This is a genomic window from Psychrobacter sp. PL15, assembly GCF_035984995.1.
Taxonomy (GTDB): domain Bacteria; phylum Pseudomonadota; class Gammaproteobacteria; order Pseudomonadales; family Moraxellaceae; genus Psychrobacter.
This window is the reverse complement of sequence record NZ_JAXCIB010000006.1, coordinates 1-15922: the sequence shown is the minus strand read 5'-3', so window position 1 is coordinate 15922 and position 15922 is coordinate 1. Positions and strand designations below refer to the sequence as shown.

The 15922-nt window shown below is 42.9% G+C and carries 13 protein-coding genes and 2 tRNA genes; 8 read left to right on the top strand and 7 right to left on the bottom strand.

Translation table 11 applies throughout. The features are described from left to right. Window positions 1–115 precede the first annotated feature (115 nt). The 7 genes from leuS to RCH20_RS06655 all read left to right on the top strand — a co-directional run bounded on the left by leuS (window position 116) and on the right by RCH20_RS06655 (window position 9162). Complete coding sequence (gene leuS, locus RCH20_RS06685; protein WP_327193028.1) at window positions 116–2857, top strand: leucine--tRNA ligase; 2742 nt, start codon at window positions 116–118, stop codon at window positions 2855–2857. Window positions 2858–2896: 39 nt separating this feature from the next. After that, window positions 2897–3637 carry an LPS-assembly lipoprotein LptE gene (locus RCH20_RS06680; RefSeq protein ID WP_327193027.1) on the top strand — a complete coding sequence of 247 codons (741 nt, stop codon included), beginning with the start codon at window positions 2897–2899 and terminating at the stop codon, window positions 3635–3637. Between the two features lie 30 nt (window positions 3638–3667). Continuing rightward, on the top strand, window positions 3668–4753 hold the full coding sequence (gene holA / locus RCH20_RS06675) for a DNA polymerase III subunit delta (protein WP_327193026.1): 1086 nt from the start codon (window positions 3668–3670) through the stop codon (window positions 4751–4753). 203 nt (window positions 4754–4956) lie between these two features. After that, window positions 4957–6297 (top strand): efflux RND transporter periplasmic adaptor subunit, encoded by a 1341-nt coding sequence (locus RCH20_RS06670; protein WP_327193025.1) that lies wholly within the window; start codon window positions 4957–4959, stop codon window positions 6295–6297. A gap of 110 nt (window positions 6298–6407) precedes the next feature. Continuing rightward, window positions 6408–8423 carry a MacB family efflux pump subunit gene (locus RCH20_RS06665; protein ID WP_327193024.1) on the top strand — a complete coding sequence of 672 codons (2016 nt, stop codon included), beginning with the start codon at window positions 6408–6410 and terminating at the stop codon, window positions 8421–8423. A 428-nt stretch (window positions 8424–8851) separates the two neighbouring features. Further along, window positions 8852–8927 (top strand) — tRNA-Lys (locus RCH20_RS06660). A 159-nt stretch (window positions 8928–9086) separates the two neighbouring features. Further along, window positions 9087–9162: transfer RNA gene (locus RCH20_RS06655), tRNA-Lys, on the top strand. A 388-nt stretch (window positions 9163–9550) separates the two neighbouring features. Here RCH20_RS06655 and RCH20_RS06650 read toward each other — a convergent pair. Both RCH20_RS06650 and RCH20_RS06645 read right to left on the bottom strand, forming a co-directional pair. Next, window positions 9551–10339, bottom strand: a complete 789-nt coding sequence (locus tag RCH20_RS06650; protein WP_327193023.1) for an MBL fold metallo-hydrolase — start codon at window positions 10337–10339, stop codon at window positions 9551–9553. Window positions 10340–10392: 53 nt separating this feature from the next. Next, window positions 10393–10518 (bottom strand): hypothetical protein, encoded by a 126-nt coding sequence (locus RCH20_RS06645; RefSeq protein ID WP_327193022.1) that lies wholly within the window; start codon window positions 10516–10518, stop codon window positions 10393–10395. A 445-nt stretch (window positions 10519–10963) separates the two neighbouring features. On the opposite strand from RCH20_RS06645, the gene RCH20_RS06640 reads away from it, so the two are divergent. Further along, complete coding sequence (locus RCH20_RS06640; protein WP_327193021.1) at window positions 10964–11755, top strand: dienelactone hydrolase family protein; 792 nt, start codon at window positions 10964–10966, stop codon at window positions 11753–11755. Between the two features lie 118 nt (window positions 11756–11873). On the opposite strand, the gene RCH20_RS06635 is transcribed toward RCH20_RS06640, so the two are convergent. The 5 genes from RCH20_RS06635 to RCH20_RS06615 form a co-directional block, all read right to left on the bottom strand. Further along, a complete protein-coding gene (locus RCH20_RS06635) occupies window positions 11874–12551 on the bottom strand; it encodes a DUF938 domain-containing protein (RefSeq protein ID WP_327193020.1) in 678 nt (225 codons plus the stop codon). 12 nt (window positions 12552–12563) lie between these two features. Then, window positions 12564–13028 (bottom strand): flavodoxin family protein, encoded by a 465-nt coding sequence (locus RCH20_RS06630; RefSeq protein WP_327193019.1) that lies wholly within the window; start codon window positions 13026–13028, stop codon window positions 12564–12566. 1 nt (window position 13029) lies between these two features. Then, window positions 13030–13443, bottom strand: coding sequence for an OsmC family protein (locus RCH20_RS06625; protein WP_327193018.1), 414 nt, complete (start codon window positions 13441–13443; stop codon window positions 13030–13032). 462 nt (window positions 13444–13905) lie between these two features. Next, window positions 13906–14571, bottom strand: a complete 666-nt coding sequence (locus tag RCH20_RS06620) for an MAE_28990/MAE_18760 family HEPN-like nuclease (protein WP_327193017.1) — start codon at window positions 14569–14571, stop codon at window positions 13906–13908. Between the two features lie 2 nt (window positions 14572–14573). Then, window positions 14574–15605: a DUF262 domain-containing protein gene (locus RCH20_RS06615; RefSeq protein ID WP_327193016.1), complete on the bottom strand. Its 1032-nt coding sequence runs from the start codon at window positions 15603–15605 to the stop codon at window positions 14574–14576. Window positions 15606–15922 lie beyond the last annotated feature (317 nt).

The window sequence follows — 15922 nt, the reverse complement described above, 5'->3', positions numbered from 1 at the left end:
TCTATTATTGCCCTATTGTCGCCTTGGCCCATCGCAATTTTTGCTAATTTAAGCTATTCTACCTTATCCAAATTCCGCTACTTTTTTAATGCTAACTTTCAATTTTGAGCCAATTATGAGCAACGCCGTGACAGCAGACCCATCAAATACTAATAGCGCTAATGACCTAGCCAGTGACACACTTATCAACAACAGCCACTATCAGCCGCAGATCATTGAAGCGCAGCAGCAAGCCAAGTGGGCGACAGACAAGCGCTTTGAAGTGAGCGATGAGCCCAGTGATAAGCCAAGTCGCTACATGCTCTCTATGTTTCCTTATCCAAGCGGTAAGCTGCACATGGGCCACGTGCGTAACTACACCATCTCCGATGTATTAAGCCGTTACTACCGTCTTAAAGGCTTTGAAGTCATGCAGCCAATGGGCTGGGATGCGTTTGGCTTGCCAGCTGAAAATGCGGCTATTGCCAATCAAACACCACCTGCCGAATGGACGTTTGCCAATATCGATAACATGCGTGCTCAGCTTAAACTACTCGGTTTGTCAGTGGATTGGTCACGTGAATTTGCGACCTGTAGCCCTGAATACTACCAATGGGAACAGTGGCTTTTCTTGCAATTATATAAAAAAGGCATGGTCTACAAGAAGCTGGCTACCGTCAATTGGGACCCAGTTGACAACACGGTACTCGCAAACGAGCAAGTTATTGATGGTAAGGGCTGGCGTAGTGGTGCGGCAGTCGAAAAGCGCGATATTCCAATGTATTACTTTAAAATCACTGATTATGCCGATGAGCTACTTGATGATTTGGATCAGTTAGAGGGTCATTGGCCGGCTGAAGTGCTGACCATGCAGCGTAATTGGATTGGTCGTAGTGCCGGTATGGAAGTGCATTTCCCTTATAACCTCGCTGGCCAAGACAATACCTTAGATGTATTTACCACCCGTCCTGATACCTTAATGGGTGTTACCTATGTCGCTGTTGCTGCTGAGCATCCGTTAGCACAATATGCCGCTGAACACAGTGACGTCATTGCTGAATTCTGCGCGCTTTGCAAAAAAGGCTCGGTCGCTGAAGCAGATCTGGCCAAAGCTGAAAAAATTGGTATGGATACCGGTTTGACGGTCACCCATCCATTGACTGGCGAGCAAGTACCAGTCTGGGTCGCCAATTATGTGTTAATGAGCTATGGCTCAGGCGCAGTGATGGCGGTGCCAGCCCATGATGAACGCGATTATGAGTTTGCTGTCAAATATGACTTGCCTATTAAGCAAGTCATTGCTATGCCTGACGGTTATTTTGACGATGTCGCCGCGGACGACGATAATCGTGCTTATACCGAACGTAATACCTTAGTGAATTCTGGCGAGTTTGACGGTATGAACTTTGAGCAAGCTTTTGAGGCTATGCTAGATAACCTTGAGCCGCAAGCGCTGGCCAATAAGAAGATTCAATACCGCCTTCGCGACTGGGGGGTCTCGCGTCAGCGTTATTGGGGCTGCCCTATCCCCATGGTCAACTGTGAGCACTGCGGTACGGTTCCCGTTGAAGAACAAGACTTACCGGTAGTGTTGCCGACTAACGTGGTGCCCGATGGTCGTGGTAACCCCCTTAAAAATATTCCAGAATTTGTCAATACCAGCTGTCCTAAATGTGGTAATCCTGCTGAGCGCGAAACCGACACCTTTGACACCTTTGTCGAGTCGAGTTGGTACTATGCGCGCTTTGCCAGCCCGAAAGATGCTCTGAACATGGTCAATAAATCGGCTGCTAATAAATGGCTGCCCGTTGACCAGTACGTGGGCGGCGTTGAACATGCAGTCATGCATCTACTCTACGCTCGTTTTTTCCACAAGCTAATGCGTGATGAAAACCTAGTATCAGGAGATGAGCCATTTGCTAATTTAATGACTCAAGGCATGGTGCTGGCTGGCACTTTCTACCGCGTTAATGCTGACGGCAGCACCACGTATTACTTCCCGCATGATGTCGATATCGACTATAACGAGCGTGGACATCCGATAACCGCCATCCTGAAAGCGGATGGACAGCCAGTCACGATTGGCAAAATCGAAAAAATGTCTAAGTCGAAAAACAACGGAGTTGATCCACAAACCACCATTGACCAATATGGTGCGGACACTGTACGCCTTTACACCCTGTTTACCGCCCCAGCCGATCAGACCCTTGAATGGTCAGATGACGCCCTAAAAGGCCCTTATAACTTTGTTAAAAAGGTCTGGCGTATTGCTAATGAACATATGCAAGCACTGACGGCAGCAAACTTGGATCTTGATACCCTTAATAAAAACACCCTTAATCAAGACGCTTTGAGCAGCCAGACGCTAACTAATGAAGGCTTGGGCAAAGCAGCCAAAGATTTGCGCCGTAAAACTCATGAAACTATAGCCAAGATTGATGGTGACCTTGGTGGTCGTTTGGCACTTAATACTCCAGTATCTAGCCTAATGGAGCTTGCTAACGATCTGGGAAGCTTCAAGGCCAGTAACGAGCAAGACCTACAAGTCCAGCATGAAGCATTGATTGATTTGCTGATTATACTGTCAGTCTATGCGCCGCACGTTGGTGAGCATTTATTAGAGCAATTAGGTCTCGATACCAAGACCCTAAGCTATCCCACTGTTGATGCGAGTGCTTTAGTGCAAGATACAGTCACCATGGTGGTGCAAGTCAACGGTAAGGTACGCGGCAAGATGGATGTCGCGCCCAATGGCGATCCTGAACAGCTTAAAGCGCAAGCACGTGCTATTGATAGTGTGGCTAAGTTTATCACTGGCGAGATTAAAAAAGAGATTGTCGTTCCCAATAAATTGGTCAACATTGTGGTGATAGGCTAAGCACCTTAAGCCTTTTGATAAAAAATAAGGATAGCGATTATGTCGTACAAACACCGAGCTACGCAGTTATCATCAGCCGCCCAAAAGCAGAGGGTCAAAAAACATCCTGCACAAAAGATAGCTGTAGCGGTACTCGCTGTAGTGCCAATGATTGCGGTACTGGGTACGACTAGCATCTTGACCGGCTGTGGCTTTCAGCTACGTGGTTACGATACCCCCTTGCGCTTTGATGTCGCGAAGACCGCGGTTATTATTGAAGACAATCGCACCTCATTTCCACTAAAGTTACCTTTAACACGGCGCCTAGAAGCATTGGGAGTCGATGTGGTCGACAGTATGACGCTGCTAGAAAATACCAGCAACCCTACTGTCAACAACAGCGCAAACAATACCAATGCGGAGCAAATTGCTATTATTACGGTCAATAACGTGCGTTTTAAGCGTTATGAATTAGTTGGTGTTCTAACAGAAATTCGACTGGCCTTGTCAGCGGATGTCAGTTATCAGACGGTGCAAAACGGCCAACCTGTCACCTTGACCAATCCTATTCAAATTGAGCGCAGCTATCAGTATAACGAAGCCTCGGTCAGTACTGATGACCAACAAGGCGACCAGACTCGTGACTGGCTGTATGAAAGCTTAGCACGCCGTATTACCGATCAATATGTCGCGCTCAGCCTACCCAAGGTTGCCCCTGCTAGTGCCAATCAGTCGTCAACCCTTATCAAAAACCCTGCAACTGCAGCAGAAGTGACAACAATTATCGCGCCTGACTCTTAATGAACTTATCTACTTTGTAGTACAACATTTATGCAAGATACTTTTATTCAAGCCTATCCAAAGCTATTGCAACCACCAGTTGCAGTAGCAGGCTTATGGCTGGCACATGGTGATGAACCGCTGTTACATCAGTGGCTCGTTGATGTACTGCGTCCACATTGGCGCGCGCAAAACTATGCGATCAAGCGTATCGAGCTAATATCAGTGAAGAGCTGGCAAGAGGTCTTGTCTGAGCTGGGTAGCTTGTCATTATTCGATGATGCCAGCGCCTTAATTGTGACGGGTAACCATAAACCGGATAAAGCCGTTATTACTGAGCTGGAGCGCTTTGCACAAGAAGCCCAAACGGGGGCGCATGGTCATAGCTTATTATGGTTGACGTCCAAGCAAGACCGCCGTGCCCAAAGCAGCAAATGGTTTGCTCCTTTTGCGCAATACGGGCACGTCATTGATTGTAACTTGTACAATGAGCAGCAGCGACAGCAACTGCTCCAGATTCAAGCACAACAGTTCGGACTACGATTGTCACAAGAAGCGTGGCAACTATTGATGTCACATACCGAGCATTACTTGTTGAGTGCCTATCAGACCTTATGGCGATTGTCCTACCTGTTTGCGCCCAAGCTAGTCGCAAGCGGCAGTGACATCAGTGACGCCAGTGACAGGAGCGGCACTTCTACGGCAACGTCCAAAAGTGTCGCGCTCGATATTACTGATTTACAGGCAGCACTGGTCAGCGACGCGCAGTTTAGTGTGTTTGATTTGTCCGATGCGATGTTAGCGGGTAATAGTGCACAAGTCGCGAAGATTATATTTCAGCTCAGAGCCTCCGATGAACCAACAACCTTAGTGCTGTGGGCGATTAGCAAGGATATGCGTCAGATTATGGCCTTACTCGATGGTCAAGACCCGCAAGCGTTAGGAATTTGGCGTAGCAAACAAGGGCTATATCAGCAAGCTTGTCGTCGGCAGTCAAAAATACAAACGGCCCAGTGGCCTAAGCTTATTTATCACTGTGACCAAGCCATTAAAGGTATTGTGCGCCAACCAGCATGGGAACTGTTGTTGCAAGCGGCGTTAGAGTTATCAGGAAAACGTTTATTTGTGGCTAAATAAATATGGCTGGCGGTTGCTTATTTTTGGTATTCTTTAATCTCAGCCATCCCTACGCCACTTATTAGACTGAGTTTATTAGCAGCCTAGCAAACCGCTTCCAGCCTCTTTCTACCTTGACCTTTCGTAAATTAATTACCATTCCTTTTTGGGGATGGCGCCTTTACTACACCTATATTTGATTTAATTGTAATTGGATTGTCATCATGCGCAAAATCAGCAAAAAGTCTGCTATTAAGTGGGGCATCATAGCCTTAATCGTCTTAGGATTAGCGGCTTTGGCCTATAAAACCTTTAAGCCCAAAGAAATCCAGCCTAACTATCTCACAGCGCTGGTTGAGATTGGCGATATCGAAAATAACGTGATGGCATCCGGTAAAGTCAAGGCCCTAAATACTGTTGACGTCGGCGCGCAGGTATCTGGTGAGGTCAAACGGCTATTTGTTGAAGTGGGCGACCAAGTACAAAAAGGTGACTTAATCGCACAGATTGATCAAGTCACCCAAAAGAATAACTTAAGCAATCAACAAGCCAGCCTTGACCAAAGTGAAGCGGCTCTGCAAAGCGCTCGCGCAGAAACCTTAAGTCGAGAAGCCGGCTTAAAAAGTGCTTTTGCTGATCTTGCCAGCCGCCAGTCTGAGCTAAAACAAGCTCAATCTGATTTCTCGCGCTTGCAATCATTAGTCGCTATCGATGCGATCTCACAGCAGGAGTACGACACTCAAGCCACTCGTATTGATACCGCCAAAGCCGCGGTTGCCAATGCGCGCGCTGCTATCGATACTGCTAAGGCGGCGATCGCCACCACAGCGGCTAATATCAATAGCCAGCAGGCTGCTTTGCGCAAATCACAGACCAACGTCGATACTGCCCAAGAAGACCTCAGCTACACCACCATTCGCGCGCCAATGTCCGGTACAGTGGTCTCGATCACTACCGAACAAGGAACAACCGTTAATGCCAACCAGACCGCGCCTACCATTGTCACCTTAGCGGATTTGTCAGTTGTACGCATCAACGCCCAAATTTCTGAAGCAGACGTTATCAACGTTAAGGCAGGGCTACCCGTTTATTTCAATATTATTGGCAATCCTGATAAAAAGTATGACGCGATACTTGAAGCGATTGAACCGGCCCCTGAGCGTATTAGTGACACTAGCTCAACCGATGCCGCTATTTACTATGTGGGCTATATTGAAGTGCCCAATACTGAGCGTCGCTTTCGTATTGATATGACCGCTCAAGTTTACATCGTGATCAATCAAGCCAAAAATGCCTTATTGATTCCTTCCGCTGCCTTACAACCTGCGGATGATGCTAAGAAATCTAATAATACTGATAATACGACTGTTGCTAATGACCCAGATTCAGGCGAAACCATGGCTAAAGTGCGTGTGCTTAAAGCAGATGGCGAGGTCGTGGATCAACTTGTAACCGTCGGGATAAACAATCGCGTTAGCGCTGAAATCATAAGTGGTTTAAATAAAGGCGATGAAGTGATACTAAGCGAAGAAGGTCCGGCGGAAGATGGCAAAGGGCGGTTTTAGCGGTCACCCCTAAGCAGTAATATTTAACTGTATAGGGTAAAAAATGACCCAGTGAGCGTTTCGTAGTAGCAGGTGATCTTTGATATTGATTGATATAGGTAGCAGGAAAGATGACCAACCAAGATCCTATCTCTAACACCAAGACTGATGTAATTGATGTGATTAACGTCCCATTAATGCAGGTCAAAGGGCTGATTAAAGAGTTTAAAGCAGGCGAGCAGACTATTCGTGTGCTAGATGACATCAATCTAACCATTAACCACGGTGAAATGGTCGCTATCATTGGCCAGTCAGGCTCTGGTAAGTCTACCTTAATGAATATTCTAGGCTGTTTGGATCAAGCGACTGCTGGCAGCTATAAAATATTTGGTCAACCGGTCAGCCGCTTAGAGGCTGACGAGCTGGCCAAGCTACGCCGTGAACACTTTGGCTTTATTTTTCAGCGTTATCATCTACTGGGTGATATTAGCGCTCGTGATAACGTGGCGGTACCAGCAGTATATGCTGGCATGGATGGCCAAGCACGCAACCAACGTGCCGAACAGCTGCTATCAGGCTTGGGATTGGCAGACAAGGTCAATAACCGTCCAAGCCAGCTGTCTGGTGGACAGCAGCAGCGGGTCTCTATCGCGCGGGCATTGATGAATGGTGGCGACATCATCTTAGCCGATGAGCCGACTGGTGCGCTTGACAGTAAGTCTGGCGACGATGTGATGAAGATTTTGCAAGACTTAAATGTGCAAGGCCACACTATTATTATGGTTACTCATGATCCTCTTTTAGCGGCTCAAGCTGAGCGAGTGATTGAGATTAAAGACGGCATTATTATTGCCGACTATAAAAACGAGCACTATCAGCAAACGCAAGCGCAGCCTGAAGCAATTTTGGATCGCCATCGTAAAAGCGCTTTTGGCAGCTTTGTCGACCGCTTATTCGAAGCCTTTAAAATGTCCTTACTGGCCATGCGCGCTCACAAAATGCGCACCCTACTGACCATGCTAGGTATTATCATCGGTATTGCCTCAGTAGTATCTGTCGTGGGACTGGGCAAAGGCTCACAAGCGCAAATCTTGACCAGTATTAGCTCCCTAGGTACTAACACCATTACCCTCTCTGACGGCTACCCATATGGCGACCCTAGACGCCAATATAACGATGACAATCTGACCCCGCAAGATGCTCAAGCAGTGGCCGATCAACCCTATGTCATCAGTGTCAGTCCACAGATTAATAATAATATTGATGTGCGCTACCGCAATGTGCAAGAGGTAGCAAGCGTCAAGGGAGTCGGTAAGGACTATCTGGACGTAACGGGCGAGACGCTAGCTGAAGGTCAAGGCTTTGATGAACAAAGCATCTTACGCCGTACTCAAGATATTATTATTGATAGTAGCGCCAAACGAACCTTTTTCCCTGATAATGCCAACCCCATCGGTGAAGTATTGCTGATAGGCAGTGTACCAGGACGAGTGATTGGGGTATTAGCGCCTAATGATAGCGGGTTTGGCGGTGGTGTAGACTCACCAACCCTATATATGCCTTACACCACTATGATGTCACGGCTCATAGGCAGTGCTTATATCGAAAGCTTCGTGGCACTGATTGATAATGATATTTCTTCCTCTGCTGCTGAGACTGCTATTGCTAGACTGATAGAAAGTCGCCACGGTACGGATGACTTTCGTATTCGCAACTCCGACTCCATTCGCCAGACCATAGAATCTACTACTACGGCGCTTACCCTACTGATTTCATCTATTGCGATTATTTCCTTAATAGTCGGCGGTATCGGGGTCATGAATATCATGCTGGTATCAGTCACCGAACGCACTAATGAGATTGGGGTGCGCATGGCCGTAGGTGCACGCCAAAGTGATATTATGCAGCAATTTTTGATTGAAGCTATATTGGTCTGTATTTTAGGAGGCCTGCTCGGCATCGGTTTGGCATTTACAATTGGTGAATTAATCAACCGTGTTGGTGGTGATAGCTTTAAAGTTATCTACTCGTCAACATCAATTATTGCCGCCTTTGTCTGTTCAACGCTCATTGGGGTGATTTTTGGCTTCTTACCCGCTCGCAACGCGGCCAAACTTGATCCTGTTGAGGCCCTTTCTAGAGATTAACAGCAACATGCTAGATTTTTGATAATAACTTAAAAATTTCAGAATATAGACGACAAGTAATATCTTATTAAAGCGGCTGTTTTTAGCACCAATTACACTTATTTCAAGCTGCGGGGTTGTAATTATCACAATAATATATATAATGTGCTCTCACGTTTAGAGATACAAATCATTTAAACAGTGAACCAAGCTTATTGTCTGTTTTAATAGAGTGTTAAGCTTGTAGATGTAGGGAACTTATTAACATGTAAGTTCACTTGCGCTCAAGTAGATAGCTTATTTGATTGCAACGTTCTAACAAAATCCTATTTGAAGGATTTTGACTTGCGAAGCTAAAATTGCATGCAATTTTTAGTTTCCACAGAATTTACGAAAATGTAAATTCACTTGCGCTCGGATGAAGTAGTACTTCATTTTATCCTCGCTCAGGGCCGTTAGCTCAGTTGGTAGAGCAGTTGACTTTTAATCAATTGGTCCCGCGTTCGAATCGCGGACGGCCCACCATTTTTAGCTAGATACTTATTATGTATATTGCCCTACTCGGCATTAGCGTAGTAAGATTGTTTAAAGACATCTTTAAGATGTTTAGTTCTAACAAAATCCTATTTAAAGGATTTTGACTTGCAGAGCTAAAAAAGCAGTGCTTTTTTTATACGCTCTCAAGGGCCGTTAGCTCAGTTGGTAGAGCAGTTGACTTTTAATCAATTGGTCCCGCGTTCGAATCGCGGACGGCCCACCATATTCTAAAAGCCCAGTCATTAATATGACTGGGCTTTTTTTTGCTTGCTATTCTTGAGTAACTTTTCATACTCGAATCATTAATAAAGAATAAAAATATAGTTAAAATACCTTAAAAACGCGACGGTACTGCTGGTATAAGATGTTTGCAGCCTCTGTCTGTATAGGCACAGCAAGCAAGAAAAACTTATGCCAGCAGTAGGTTATGTATCGATACTACGTTTCATTGACTATAGTCTATCATGAATCAATTATAAAGCTAAGCTGCTAATCATGTGCCAACTACCAACTAAAAATTATACAGGTGCTACGTTGAGACAGCCTGACAACATAGTAGCTTTATAATATAGCAACTCTATGGTCGGTTCACTCAATTTTTTATGTCCATCCTAACCTTTCTTAGACAAATTTTGAGAGTAGGAATCAATACCCTGACCCCCTAGCAGCTTATGGCGAATAGTGTCTTTTACCGTACGCGGATGCTCAGGAGCTTGGGTAATGAGTAGGTCAAAAGTCGCTGCATCAATTGGAAGGCTGCGCCCATGAGCCATCATGACGTTTGAAGGGTTTAAGTCTTTGATTTTTTGTAAAGAACGAATATAAACTTTAGGATCATAAACCGGAAACGGAGCCACAAATTTTCGCTTGAGCTTAATGATCAAATCACCAGTATAAACTTGGCGGCTTGGCAAATGAAAAAACGATAAGTCTCGATCGGTATGTCCGGGAGTTTCTAATATTTGCCAATCAGCAAACTTGGGTACACTATCACCATCCTGTACGGTAATATCAGCATGAAGATGTGGTGGATACCATAGAATTTCAAACACGCGCCCCATACGCTTGGCCGCGAAATGAGCCATGCCCATATCTGCCAAATGCATCAACCGACCGCCGATACCTTTGTACCACTGCTGCGGTTTATCCGCAGACACGATAAGACAACCGGTCTGTTTTCTAAGTTTAATTGCTCCACCTGCATGATCGGGATGCATATGGGATACTAATACCACTTTTAAATCACTGACTGGTCGACCCAAGGTTTTCAGAATATAGTCCAGTACTACCGGCACATCAGGGCGGCAACAGCCATCTAATAATAACAGCTTGTCAGGATATATCGCTAGATAAGAGCTTTGAACATACCCCTCTATACGTACAATCTCACATAAATTCATTAATAGCCTTTACGTCGTTATAAATTACTATTTTGGTTAGGCTTCATGTTTGGTTAGGCTTCGTGATTAACCACTGGTTGAAGCTCGTTGCCGTTAGTATAACGCTGATAGTTTAAGTGTGCGCTGTTTTGAGTGAACGGTTGTGTCCATAGTTCAATAATCGCCCTGTTAATACTCATGCATTAGACCAGGCTACTTATAAATATTTAACGGACTGTTTTATTTTATTGCCAAGCATTAATTGCTAATGTTGATGCTAATGGCTATTGTTAGTTTTTAAAAACCACTGTTGTTAGCCTTTAGATGGGTCATTAGCTTAGCACTAAGCAAAAATCATAGAGAACTTGCAGTCATATCAGCAAATAATATTACCCGTAAAGCCCAATTTACACATGAAGACCCTTATTTATATTTGGTTAACGTTTGCATCCAACAAATAAATCTTATGTTTTTTTGATCACATGCTACTATCAAGAAGCCATTCTTATAATCTTCTTGTAATACCCTTGATATAGAAGGCTGTAAATTAGTGATAAACACTAATGCCAAGCGATAGTAGAAATATAGTAGAAGTATTGTTTGGCTAACTATTTTTATTCTTCACCTTAAATAATGAGACTGCCTATGTTGTCAAATTCTGCTCACTCGCCCACCATCTCTTTCCGCTCATTACTTCTTGCAACCTCAATGAGTTTCATGGCATTGGCTGTTAGCCAAACTGCCGCAGCCATCACTACCAAAAACATTACCTATGCGGTAGATAACCAGACTTATCAAGGCTATTACGCAAAAGCTGACCAGCCTAATGCACCTTTTATCTTACTTATTCACGATTGGGATGGCTTAACGGATTATGAGCGTCAGCGTGCCGATATGTTAGCAAACCAAGGTTACAATGTTTTGGCTGCGGATATGTTTGGACTGGGCATCCGTCCTACTACTATTGAAGACAAGAAACGTCTCACTTCAGCGTTATATGACGATCGGGTGAAAATGCGCAAATTACTCGAAGGAGCGTTGAACGTAGGTCAGAAACAAGGCAATGATGTGCGCCAAGGTGTGACTATGGGATACTGTTTTGGTGGCACCGTTGCTCTCGAGTTGGCACGATCAGGATTCCCGCAAAAAGCATTTGTGCCTTTTCATGGTGGACTCGATATTCCAGTCGGTCAAAACTATGATAAGACAGTTGGAGAAATACTTGTCTTTCACGGTTCAGCTGATGAATCAGTTCCGTTAGCAGACTTTGCCACACTCGGTAAAACGTTAGAAGCTTCGAACGTACCACATGAGATGGTTACTTATAGTGGTGCAAAACACGCCTTCACTGTGTTCGATAGCGATAGATATGATGCTCGAGCAGACAAACGCTCGTGGAAGCGTTATATGGATTTTTTAGCAGAGGAATATAAGTAGTTGCATCGAAAAAAACAACAACATAAGCAAACTCAAATAAAAAACTCCCTTAATTCAGATCGTATCATGATCGGTTAAGAGAGTTTTTTTGATGCTAATTTTCTAATACTCAACAGTATTATCGTTTTTTAAAAATCAGTAGCTGGTTACTGGCTGGCATTGCATAGGTAGCAAATAATACTAAATGATGTTGGTCCGCTAGCTCTATAACATCTTCCTTATGACGAGTACCACTGCTGGGATTCTGCTGACGTAGCATGTCATCAAAACGATGGTTACCCTCACTGGTATAATGTCCACTCTCATTGAATGGGCCATAAATAAGCAGCTTACCATCAATAGGTAATGCATTACCCACCAATTCAAATAGTTTTTCGACTAGAGACCATTCGATGATGTGTAGCGTGTTAGCCGTAAACACCGCATCATAAGGTCGATTAGAAGAAGAGCAGATGGGTAAGGGATCAACCGCCAAATCCAAAGGTAGAGGCGCATAGAGATTAGCTGCGGGATGGGCATCGTGCCAAGCATTAATAGCCCAATGATTGGCTACGAGGTCGCTGGTTTGCCACGTTATCTTTGGCAACTGCGGCGCAAAGTACACACTATGTTGGCCAGTACCCGACCCTATCTCAAGTACATGCTTAAAAGATATCAGCTCTGTTTTTAATACTTCTAAGATTGCATGCTTATTATTCTCACAAGCTTGAGAAAACGGTGGTGCAGCAGATAAGCTCATATCACTATTACCTAAATTATCAGTATTACTTAAGTTTCCTAGATTATTTTTATCCATAACAACAGGCTATTAATAAATACCTGCCTCTACGCCAGCAGCAAGGGTCATTGCCAGCTCTTCGACTTGTGCCGTAAACTCATCTTGCCAACCCCCCTGTAAGATCAGCGCCTCTTGTATCCATGACCAACGTAAACCAGTCGTAATCGTCTGTATCGCGCGTTTGGTACCGGTACCATCTTCGCCCGCACGAATATATAAAGCAAAAGGCATACCTTGTTTCTTTTCCAGTACTGGATAATAACAGCGATCAAAGAAGTCTTTGGTCAGTCCAGCCATATAGGCTAGGTTTTCAGTGGTTCCTAAAAGTAGCGCATCGGCTGCCAGTACATCTTCAGGCTGAGTATCTTGTGGAGACTTGATAACTACCTTGATATCTATATCTGGATGGTTAGCCCCATCGTGAGCCGCTTGCGATAATTTCTTAGTATTTACCGATGGTGCGTGTGCGACTATAAGTAAGGTTTTAGTTGGCATATTAAAACCTGTCTGCATAGCTAAAGGTCAAGCTTTGGGTGATGTCAGGATGAATACTTTGAGCGACAGGACAACTGAGCGCGGTGTTATAAAGTATCTTTTGGGTTCTATCATCAAGCGTCTGCATAAAGGTCATTACAATATGCACTTCACTAACCCGTCTTGGGTCAGCAGCCATCACTTTAGTCACTTCAGCAGTTGTGCCAGTAACATCAAGTTCCATATCAGCCGCTTTAATACCAATGATAGTCAGCATACAGCTGGCTAAACTGGTTGCCAGTAAATCGGTTGGTGAAAAGGCTTCACCCTTGCCATGATTATCTACGGGCGCATCAGTAATAATTTCGTTATTGGATTGCAAATGAACAGCTGTAGTGCGTAGATTGCGTTGGTAGGTTACTTTTGAGGTTGTCATAGGGTTCTCTTTGATAGTTATTGTTGTTAAATTACTGCTTCTTAAAAGGTTTTTATTATTCTACTGATAGATAGTATGCTATTTAAGCTCATTAGTTAGAACATGATATCTTAGGCTTAATAATTTTTAGAAAGAGGAGTTACGTATGAAATCCACCTCAACTTCATAGCATATTACATATTTTTTAGTTGAAATCAAACTTTCGCCACCGATGTTAGTTGCATCAATGTGGCATATCTTTCGTATATAATGACCACTTTCATCAACTATTTTTTAGTGACAGCTAGAAAATACATATTCATTCCTTTATAACAGGGATGGCTGTCGCCTTATTGAGTTTAAAGAATTTAATCTCTTTACAACGTCTTTTTCATTTTAACTTCATTTGAATAGATAAACTTTGATTTTCGAAAAATATAGAGGCTTGCTCAACTAAGGCTTGTATGAAGCAGTTTATTAACATTATTCAGTGCCAGTATAAAGATAGGCTTTTGTGTTAGAACTTTCTCTGAATCCCGCTACAATATGAAAACAAAGTCTTTCGATATCTATTACTCGCTGATTAAGTGTGCTGAATGTGTATCGCCCTCCGATATCAGAAGCCTTCTCACGGCCATGAGCAATAGCATTTCTATGTTCTTTAATCTCATTTAAAACCCAAATATTTATACCTTCAGGAACAGGCTGACCACCAAGATGAAATATCCCCCATATATCTTCTATCTGCTTATTTGATATATTGATACCATCTGTAGGAAAAACAGAATCATCTATATCTACTGGTTCAGATGAAAAAAGCGCATCAAAGAACTCCTTCTTTTTGTCCCATATTTTTTTCTTTCCACTTCCAACTAAGGCGTTAAACTTCCCATCAAGAACAGCACACAATAGATATCTCTGATAGTCCATAGGCTTCAGTTGCTCTTGTTTTAATATCTCTAAATATCTAGAAACCACACTAGTAATCGTGTATTCGATTGACGAATATAATGATACAAAAAGATATCCTTTCTGAATCTTAATCAATTCAAAATTTTGGTTGTCTAGCTCGAGGTTCGAAATATGACGAATTAATTCTTTCGACTGATTAAGTCTATCTGTTATTTCTAATTCAAGTGATTGATACATAGTTACTTAAACCTGTCGTAACAATAATCGATTCTTGCATTTAGTCTAGGCCTAGAGTTTGTTGCACCAGAAGTAAGCTTAGTTAGCTCGTCGTCATCTATCCATACAGATACATTTTTACCTCGTATGTCTACACCTTCTTCTATTGCATCAGCAGCTCCAATCGCTAATGCTTCAAATAGATTAAATGGAGTTGTTGTTCGATTTCCTCTTTTAATTCCATCTGGAAGCTCATGTGCTAATGCTTCGAAAGTCTTCTCGAATGTAGACCGATTTTTCTTGTAATCAAACGAATTAGAAGCTTCTGCCATATAATCATTTAAGAAACCAACAACACTATGGTCAAATCTATTTCTATCATTCTTATACGCAAAAAATCTGAGTATTAATTCATTCTTTGTACCATCTCTCATTTTTGCACTTGGAAGGTTAACTACAGCATTAAAAAATTCATTTTCTGATAGTTCACTAATAAAATCATTAAAATGCCCACGAAAAACACATGCTCTAATCTCTTGATCTGTTAATTTAATACCACCAGTATTTAATCTTTCAAAAAGATCAAACCGAACTTTCAAATCACTTTTATCACTTAATGTAGTAACCTTCAAAGGCCTTAAAGAAAACTTTAGCTTTAGAGTTTGTGGTAGATCATTAAAACTAGCACCATTATATTCACTTAAGACATTTAGGCCACTTAAAACCAATGAGGTTTTAAATCCGAATTTTTTTAGTTGGTCTTTATTTCCAACAAAATGAATTAAAGAATTTAATCGCTGAACACCGTCTATCAGCTCCCAAGATCCATCTTTATTTGCAGCCATAAATAGACTTGGCACTGGAATACCTAAAAAGACAGATTCTATTAGCCTTGATTGATTTTCTTTAGGCCACCTGAACTGACGCTGATATTCAGGAGCAATATCTATAATCCCTTCATCAGTCATCGAGACCAATTCTTTAACTGAAATATCAAATGAGTCAAAATCAACCTTCCTAGTTTCTTTGTCTAGTTGGTTAACGAAATCTTTCATAATCCATCCTAATTTTTAAAAAAACTATATTTCTCAATTTGAGTATTAATAATTAACTATCTTATATATCTAGTAATAGTATCACGAGTTAACAATATAGCAATAAAGGCGGTATCATGCACTGATTCATATATGTAGCTGCTACAGCAATTAAGAAGTGTTTGATATTATAGTTTGATTGCAAAGCCAAACAAAGAAAAACCCCCTTCGCGTTAGCGAAGGGGGCTTTACTAGAATAGAGAGCTGACGATGACCTACTCTCACATGGACGAATCCACACTACCATTGGCGCGATGATGTTTCACTTCTGAGTTCGG

Excerpts from the sequence above, each read along its gene's own strand:
- leuS (WP_327193028.1), top strand. The coding sequence starts at position 116 with ATGAGCAACGCCGTGACAGCAGACCCATCAAATACTAATAGCGCTAAT.
- RCH20_RS06680 (WP_327193027.1), top strand. The coding sequence starts at position 2,897 with ATGTCGTACAAACACCGAGCTACGCAGTTATCATCAGCCGCCCAAAAG.
- RCH20_RS06665 (WP_327193024.1), top strand. The coding sequence starts at position 6,408 with ATGACCAACCAAGATCCTATCTCTAACACCAAGACTGATGTAATTGAT.
- RCH20_RS06635 (WP_327193020.1), bottom strand. The coding sequence starts at position 12,551 with ATGGATAAAAATAATCTAGGAAACTTAAGTAATACTGATAATTTAGGT.
- RCH20_RS06620 (WP_327193017.1), bottom strand. The coding sequence starts at position 14,571 with ATGTATCAATCACTTGAATTAGAAATAACAGATAGACTTAATCAGTCG.
- RCH20_RS06630 (WP_327193019.1), bottom strand. The coding sequence starts at position 13,028 with ATGCCAACTAAAACCTTACTTATAGTCGCACACGCACCATCGGTAAAT.
- RCH20_RS06640 (WP_327193021.1), top strand. The coding sequence starts at position 10,964 with ATGTTGTCAAATTCTGCTCACTCGCCCACCATCTCTTTCCGCTCATTA.
- RCH20_RS06615 (WP_327193016.1), bottom strand. The coding sequence starts at position 15,605 with ATGAAAGATTTCGTTAACCAACTAGACAAAGAAACTAGGAAGGTTGAT.
- RCH20_RS06645 (WP_327193022.1), bottom strand. The coding sequence starts at position 10,518 with ATGAGTATTAACAGGGCGATTATTGAACTATGGACACAACCGTTCACT.
- RCH20_RS06650 (WP_327193023.1), bottom strand. The coding sequence starts at position 10,339 with ATGAATTTATGTGAGATTGTACGTATAGAGGGGTATGTTCAAAGCTCT.
- RCH20_RS06625 (WP_327193018.1), bottom strand. The coding sequence starts at position 13,443 with ATGACAACCTCAAAAGTAACCTACCAACGCAATCTACGCACTACAGCT.
- holA (WP_327193026.1), top strand. The coding sequence starts at position 3,668 with ATGCAAGATACTTTTATTCAAGCCTATCCAAAGCTATTGCAACCACCA.
- RCH20_RS06670 (WP_327193025.1), top strand. The coding sequence starts at position 4,957 with ATGCGCAAAATCAGCAAAAAGTCTGCTATTAAGTGGGGCATCATAGCC.